At 64.3% G+C, this 6,716-nt stretch carries 2 protein-coding genes and 1 pseudogene; all 3 read right to left on the reverse strand.

Annotation, left to right across the window (positions count from 1 at the left end):
* Positions 1–580 precede the first annotated feature (580 nt).
* Positions 581–2,866, reverse strand: coding sequence for a copper-translocating P-type ATPase (locus ENJ19_11285; GenBank protein HHM06304.1), 2,286 nt, complete (start codon positions 2,864–2,866; stop codon positions 581–583).
* Between the two features lie 48 nt (positions 2,867–2,914).
* Complete coding sequence (locus ENJ19_11290) at positions 2,915–6,118, reverse strand: efflux RND transporter permease subunit (GenBank protein HHM06305.1); 3,204 nt, start codon at positions 6,116–6,118, stop codon at positions 2,915–2,917.
* Positions 6,119–6,566: 448 nt separating this feature from the next.
* Positions 6,567–6,716: pseudogene (locus ENJ19_11295) on the reverse strand (efflux transporter periplasmic adaptor subunit).

Raw genomic sequence — 6,716 nt, forward strand, 5'->3', positions numbered from 1 at the left:
AATCGCCCTGCAAAACTTGCGCATTGTATGCTCCTTTATGCTCCTTATTGTTGTCCTTGATTGCTCGCTTTGGGTGTCAGCACGTATTCTCAACCAGAAGGCAAACCACGTGCCAATTCATAGTTTATTGAATATTAATCATTTTTATTTCTTACATTCAGACCAGCCGGACCAACTGTCAAGTTTTCCGGCAGTTGTATTTTAATGTCTTTGGGTAGGGGGTCAGTAACTCCCCCGCCTTTGGGGCGGCATCGTAGCTATTACCCCCTCTCCCCTTGAGGGGAGAGGGGTGGACACATGCCGGGGTTGAAACTTGAACCCTCACCTTTGGCCTCTCCCGGTCCTGGGAGAGGGGACAACCGGCCGTACGGCCGCTCAATCCGGCGTATTCGCAAATTAAAATTCAATCACAAAGGTAAAAGGGGTCGGTAAATAAGGAGTCAGATCCCTTAACGCGCTTGCCCGCCGCTGATTTTTCTTTGTGGCCCATGGCCGCATCAGTTCTTCTTCAGCCAGAAATACCAGACAATAAATACCATCAGGCCCAGGCCCAGCAGGGTGACGATGAGGCGGTCGGCGGTCATGGCCGGGCCCCCCGGGGTTGAAAGTGGCGCAGGCGGTTGGCGTTGGTGACGACGGTGACGGAGCTGAAGGCCATGGCGGCGGCGGCGATGAGGGGGGAGAGCAACACGCCGAAGAAGGGATAGAGCACGCCCATGGCCACGGGGATGCCGGCAGCATTGTAGACGAAGGCGCCAAACAGGTTTTGGTAGACGTTGCGCAGCGTCGCGCCACTCACTTCCATGGCGGTGACCACGCCCGTGAGACTGCCGTGGATGAGGGTGATGTCCGAGGCTTCAATGGCCACGTCGGTGCCGGTGCCGATGGCAAAGCCCACATCAGCCTGGGCCAGGGCGGGGGCATCGTTGATGCCGTCGCCCACCATGCCCACCACCTTGCCTTCCTCTTGCAGTTGTTGCACTGCGCGGGCCTTGTCCTGGGGCCGGACTTCTGCCAGCACCCGCTCCACACCTACCTGCCGGGCAATGGCCGCGGCGGTGCGGCGGTTGTCGCCGGTGAGCATGATTACCTCCAGGCCCAGTTCGCGCAGGCGGGCAATGGCCTGCCGGGAATCGGGCTTGACCGTGTCCGCCACAGCCACCAGGCCGGCGGCACGGCCGGCGATGGCGACGAACATGGGGGTTTTGCCTTCCCCCGCCAGGCGGTTCCACTGCTCTTGCAAGGGAGTGCTGTCGATGCCGCGCTCACGCATCAGTCTGGCGTTGCCCAGCAGCACCTCGCGTCCGCCCACCCGGCCGCTGACACCGTTGCCGGGCACGGCGGCGAAATCCGTGGCGGCATCCAGCGCCAGTTGCCTGGCTCGCGCGCCCTTGACGATGGCCTCGCCCAGGGGATGCTCTGAGCCCTGTTCCAGGCTGGCGGCCAGGCTGAGCACGTCCTCTGTGACAAAGCCGTTCCCGGCCACCACGTCGGTGAGGGCCGGCTGGCCGCGGGTGATGGTGCCGGTTTTGTCCAGCACCAGGGTGTTCAGGCGCTTGGCGCTTTGCAGGGCATCGCCGGAGCGGATCAATACGCCATGCTCGGCGGCCTTGCCCAGGCCTACGGTCAGCGAGGTGGGCGTGGCCAGCCCCAGGGCGCAGGGGCAGGCGATGATGAGGGTGGTGACCGCGACGATGGTGGCATAGGCCAGCCGGGGCTCGGGGCCAAAGTCGTACCACAGAACGAAGGCCGCCACCGCCAACAGCAGCACCGCGGGCGCGAAGCAGGCGGACACCACGTCCACCACCCGTTGGATGGGCGCCTTGGAACCCTGCGCCTGTTGTACCATGCGGATGATGTGGGCCAGGGCCGTGTCGGCCCCCACTTTGGTGGCGCGCAAGCGAAAGCTGCCGGTTTTGTTCAAGGTGGCGCCGATGACGTTGTCACCGGGTTTTTTTTCCACCGGCAGGGACTCGCCGGTGATCATGGCTTCGTCCACGCTGGAGCTGCCCTCCAGCACCATCCCGTCCACGGGGATTTTCTCCCCCGGCCGCACCACCACGGTATCACCCACCAGCACCTCTTCCACCGGGATGTCCAGCTCTTTGCCACCCCGGACCACCCGGGCGGTCCGGGCCTGCAGGCCGATAAGTTTTTTGATGGCCTCGGAGGTACGGCCCTTGGCTTTGAGTTCCAGGGCCGAGCCCAGCAGCATGAACGCGATCACCACCGTGGCCACTTCCCAGAACACTTCCGCCAGGGCGGGATCGGGAAACAGGCTGGGCACCAGCACCGCCGCCAGGGAGTACAGGTACGCGGCGCTCACGCCGGTGGCAACCAGGGTGTGCATGTTGGCGCTGCGGTGTTTCAGGGCCGCCCACATGCCGGCGTAAAAACGGGAACCGGACCACAGCAGCACCGGCAGGGCCGCCAGCCCCAGCACGCCCCATACCAGACGGCGGGCCTCGCTGCCGGGGGGCAGCAGCTCAGCAAAGCCGAAATGCTCCGGATAGCTGAACACCATCACCGGCACCGATATCGCGGCGGCGAACCAGAATTTGCGCATCAGCTCGCGGTAGTCTTGCTGGCGTTCCTGCTCGCGCTGCTCTGCGGCCGCCGCCGGTGCCGTGGCAGGAACCACGGCCTCATAACCGGCTTCCGCCACTGCCCGTTGCACAGCCCCCAGGCTGCCTTTGTGGGGGTCGAGGCGTAATTCGGCGGTTTCCGTGCTGAAATTCACCGCGGCGTCCAGCACCCCGGGCGCCCCCTTGATGGCGTTTTCCACAGCGCTGACGCAGCCGGCGCAACTCATGCCCCTGATGGTCAGCCGGACGGTGCCGGGCGCCTTTGCCACGGCTTCAGTCATTGCGGTCTCCTTGTCCTGTCTGCACGCAAGCTGTCCCTGGTCACCAGTTTACTCCCGCGCGCTTTTCAAGGCGCCCTCTTTTACCTGCAACACCAGGCCATAGATGACGGGCAACACCAGCAGACTCAATACTGTCACGCTCACCATGCCCCCCACCATGGGGGCGGCGATGCGCTGCATCACTTCCGAGCCGGTGCCATGGCTCCACATGATGGGCAACAGGCCGGCAATGATGGCGGTGGCGGTCATGGCAATGGGGCGCACCCGCTCGGCCGTGCCGGCCAGGGCCGCGGCCATGATGTCGGCCTGGTCCAGCCGGGCGTGCAAGGGCAGGGCGTGATGAGGGGGTGGCCCGGCGGCGGTCTCCCCCTGGCCCTTTTCGTGGCGGCGCCGGGCCACTTCGTGGTCGATGAAGGTGAGCACCAGCACACCGATCTCCGCCGCCACTCCGGCCAGGGCGATGAAGCCCACCACCACGGCCACGGACAGGTTGTAACCCAGCCCGTATACCAGCCAGATGCCGCCCACCAGGGCGAACGGCACGGACAGCATTACCACCAGCGGAGCGGTGAGATTGCGGAAGTTCCAGTACAAGAGCACAAAGATGATCAGCAAGGTGGCCGGTACTACGATGCGCAAACGCGCCGCCGCCCGCTCCATGTATTCAAACTGGCCCGACCAGCTTAACGTGTAGCCGGGGGGGATGGTCACCTGCTGGCGGAGTACCTGCTTGGCCCGGGCCACGTAGCCGCCGATGTCGGAGCCGCTGATGTCCACGTACACCCAGGCATTGGGGCGGGCGTTTTCGCTTTTGATGGAGGGCGGGCCGCGGCTCAGCTTCAGCTCCGCCACCAGGGACAAGGGAATCTGCGCCCCCACGGGGGTGGGAATAAGCACCCGCTTGAGCGCTTCCAGGTTGTCGCGCAGTTCGCGCGGATAGCGCAGGTTGACGGGGTAGCGTTCCAGGCCTTCCACTGTCCAGGTGACGTTCATGCCGCCGATGGCGCTTTGGATCACGTCCTGCACAGCACCCACGGTGAGGCCGTAGCGGGCGGCCTGCTCGCGGTTGATGTCAAAGTCCAGGTAATAGCCGCCCGCCGCCTTGTCGCCGAAGGCGGAGAGGGTGTCCGGCAGGGTTTTCAAGGCCCGCTCGATGTCGCCCGCCACCTGCTCCAGCACCGCCAGATCCGGCCCGCTGACTTTGATGCCGATGGGCGTTTTGATGCCGGTGGACAACATGTCAATGCGGGTTTTGATGGGATAGGTCCAGGCATCGGCCACCCCCGGGAACTGGATGGCCGCGTCCATCTCCTGCATCAATGCCTGGGTGGTCTTGGCCGGGTCAGGCCACTCAGACTTGGGCTTGAGCTTGACCGTGGTCTCCAGCATGGCCAGGGGTGCGGGATCGGTGGCGCTGTCGGCCCGGCCGACTTTGCCGAACACCTGCTCCACTTCCGGAAAGCCGGCCAGAATCTTGTCTGTCTGTTGCAGCAGTTCCCGGGCCTTGGTGATGGAGATGCCGGGATAAGTGGTGGGCATGTACAAAATGTCGCCCTCATCCAAGGGTGGCATGAATTCCGAGCCCAGCTTCAAGACCGGCCAGGCGCTGGCTGCCAGCACCAATACCGCCGCGCTCAATGTGACCATTTTCCAGCGCATGCACAGACTCAGCAGCGGCCGGTGCAGGGCGTGGAGCAGGCGGTTCACCGGGTTTTTCGCCTCCGGCAGTATTTTGCCGCGGATGAAATAGCCCATGAGCACCGGCACCAGGGTCACTGCCAGGATGGCCGCCGCCGCCATGGCGTAGGTTTTGGTGAAGGCCAGGGGCGAGAACAAGCGCCCTTCCTGCGCCTGCAGGGTGAACACCGGCAGAAAGGACACGGTGATGATGAGCAGGGAGAAAAACAGCGCCGGTCCCACTTCCTTGGCGGCGTCGCCCACGGCGCACCAGCGTTCCGTGGTGTTGAGGGGGGCGCCTTTGGCGCGGGCGGCCTGCTCCAGGTGCTTGTGGGCGTTTTCGATCATCACGATGGCGCCGTCCACCATGGCGCCGATGGCGATGGCGATGCCCCCTAAGGACATGATGTTGGCGTTGATGCCCTGCCACTTCATCACCAAAAAGGCCATAAGGATGCCGATGGGCAGGCTGATGACGGCCACCAGGGCCGAGCGGGCGTGCAACAAAAACAGCAGGCACACCAGGCTCACCACGATGGACTCTTCGATGAGCTTTTCCTTGAGATTGCTCACTGCCCGCTCGATGAGGCCGCCGCGGTCGTAGACGGTGACAATCTCCACCCCTGCGGGCAGGCCCTGCTTGAGTTCGTCCAGCTTGGCGCGCACCCGCTTGATGGTGGCCAGGGCGTTTTCGCCGTAGCGCATCACGATCACGCCGCCGGCCACTTCCCCCGCACCGCCCAGCTCCGCCACGCCGCGGCGCAGCTCCGGCCCCAGATGCACCTGGGCCACGTCCGCCAGACGGATGGGCGTGCCGTGCTCGTCCACCCCCACGGGGATGGTGCGCAAGTCATCGAGGCTTTGGATATAGCCCAAACCGCGCACCATGTACTCGGTCTCGGCCATTTCGATCAAGCGCCCGCCCACGTCATTGTTGGAACGCTGGATGGCCTGGCGCACTTTGGCCAGGGGAATACGGTAGGCTGCCAGGGCGTTGGGGTCCACCTCCACCTGGTATTGTTTGACGTACCCGCCCACGGAGGCCACTTCCGCCACCCCTGCCACGGTCTGCAGGGGATAGCGCAGATACCAGTCCTGGATGGAACGCAGTTGGGCCAGGTCATGGCGGCCCGTGCGGTCCACCAGGGCGTATTCGTACACCCAGCCCACGCCGGTGGCGTCAGGGCCCAGGGTGGGGTTCACCCCGCGGGGCAGGCGGCCGCTGACGAAATTCAGCGCCTCCAGCACCCGCGAGCGCGCCCAGTACAGATCGGTGCCGTCTTCGAAAATGATGTAGACGAAGGAAAAGCCGAAGAAGGAATAGCCCCGCACCACCTTGGCCCCCGGCACCGCCAGCATGGCGGTGGTGAGAGGATAGGTGACCTGGTCTTCCACCACTTGGGGCGCCTGGCCGGGGTATTCGCTGAACACGATCACCTGCACATCGGACAGATCGGGGATGGCGTCCAGCGGGGTGTTCTTGACGGCCCACACCCCGGCCGCCACCAGCAACACGGTGGCGATGAGCACCTGGAATTTGTCTTTTAAGGAGGCCTCGATAATGCGCTGAATCATGGCGCGGCCCTCCGCCCAAAGGGCAGCCTGGCCTGGGCACCACGCCTCTTGGCTCTCCCTTTGCAGAGGGAGGGGTGATGAAAAAATCCTCCCCCACCCCTCTTTTGCAAAGGGGGGAGCAGGAAGATTCCGGTGTTTGGTCCGGCATCCCGCCGCCCCGCGCGTGTCCCCTCTCTCCCAGGGGGAGGACCAGGGCGGGGTGAGTTGATGAATGTGCCCCCCCTATCCTGTCCTTCTCCCTGAGGGAGAAGGGAGGTATGCCACCAGGCAGGGTGGAACCGAAACGCCGGCCGAAGTTCAACGCGCAAGGGCAGTGTCATGGCTGCTGCCCCCCTTCCATAGTCATGTCCGACATGTCCAGATTGTCCATACTCATCTCACCCATCGCCATGTCGTCCATGGACATGTCCTTCATGTCCGGGCCAGCATCCGGCGCAGCGCCCATGGCCTCCCTCATCTTGGCGGTGGCTTCCCGCAGCTTGGATTCGGAGTCGATCAGGAACTGGGCCGAGGTCACCACCCGCTCGCCGGGGTCCAGGCCGGCGAGGATTTCGGTGTAGCCCTCCGCACTCACGCCCACGGTCACCGGACGGGGTTC

Source organism: Gammaproteobacteria bacterium (genome assembly GCA_011375345.1).
Classification (GTDB): Bacteria; Pseudomonadota; Gammaproteobacteria; order DRLM01; family DRLM01; genus DRLM01.